The sequence below is a fragment of the Dendronalium phyllosphericum CENA369 genome, from assembly GCF_016056275.1.
GTDB lineage: Bacteria > Cyanobacteriota > Cyanobacteriia > Cyanobacteriales > Nostocaceae > Dendronalium > Dendronalium phyllosphericum.
The window spans coordinates 1-1066 of sequence record NZ_JAECZA010000269.1 but is presented as its reverse complement, the minus strand read 5'-3'; the positions used below and the strand labels follow the sequence as shown (position 1 = coordinate 1066).

The 1066-nt window shown below is 41.8% G+C and carries 2 protein-coding genes; both read right to left on the bottom strand.

The genetic code is table 11. The features are described from left to right. On the bottom strand, window positions 1-451 hold a 451-nt coding region (locus I8752_RS30180), incomplete at its 3' end, for a transposase (protein ID WP_214435876.1). Then, a complete protein-coding gene (locus I8752_RS30175; RefSeq protein WP_214432654.1) occupies window positions 445-756 on the bottom strand; it encodes a transposase in 312 nt (103 codons plus the stop codon). The genes I8752_RS30175 and I8752_RS30180, both read right to left, overlap by 7 nt. Window positions 757-1066 lie beyond the last annotated feature (310 nt).

Below are 1066 nucleotides of genomic sequence, written 5' to 3'. Positions count from 1 at the left end.
GGATTTTGCATCTTTCCATCCAAGAATTTGACCGCTCAATTACCCATCTTGCTGCAACCGGAATAAACCCAGATTTCCCTTGCGCTTTGTTTTCTTGTTTGGATGGTTTCGCCGAAAGTTCAAATCTGATTTTCGTCATGATCTGGGGATAAACCTTCTCTAACTCCTCGGTGAGATGTTCAGGATGATAACCGTGGTCTAGCAGGATGGTGGTCTTGGGAAGATTGACAGGTTTTGACTTGAAATAATCAATATTGAGCGTCAACATTTCAATCAAACCCTTATCATCAGATACATTCGCTTTGGTACAGTGAGTAAAGAAGGGAAATCCCAGGGTATCAACGGCTAAATGCCTTTTAATGCCATTAGTCGATTTGTAGAAACAATATCCTTTCGATGCAGCACTGGCATTACAAGTGTTTTTCACCGCTTGAGAGTCGATGATCAGCAACGTTGTCCACTTGGCTTTTTTTTAACCTGCTCACGCACTTGAGCGTGTAAGATGCTCATCAGTTTGTCGATCGCTCCAGATGCCCGCCACTGCTTGTAATGCCAATATACGGTTGAGTAGGGGGGCAAGTCCTTGGGCAAGTCTTCCCAATTACAGCCATTCTTCAGTTGATAGAAGATGCCATCTAAGAGTTCTCTTTTTGTCCAATTGGAGGGTCTGGTCTGCTTCTTAGGTGGCAATATAGTCGGCAGTAGGGGTTCAAGGATTTCCCACTCTTCGTCTGTTAGGCTGCTAGAGTACGGCATGACTGCTGGATACGGCTTTTGCGGTAACTGTACTTCAAGATAGTAAAAGATGTCAAATGGGTTCTATAAAGCCAATGAACTATACTTCACCACAAGCATGAAAATGTTTCTTTACTGCTCTCCAAGTATTTTTAAGTTAACTATAAATTCTGTTTGTCAGATGCTTTTAGCAAAAGTTTTATGATTCAAATGAGTGGTGTAATTATTTGTCTTGGCTACATTTTGGGGTTGCTGTTTACTGCAATTCCTTGGGGTGGTGTGTGGATTGTGGTTTTGGGAATAGCGATCGCAATTATATTTAGAATACAGT

Coding starts and splice junctions, on each gene's coding strand:
- I8752_RS30175 (WP_214432654.1), bottom strand. CDS start 756: ATGCCGTACTCTAGCAGCCTAACAGACGAAGAGTGGGAAATCCTTGAA.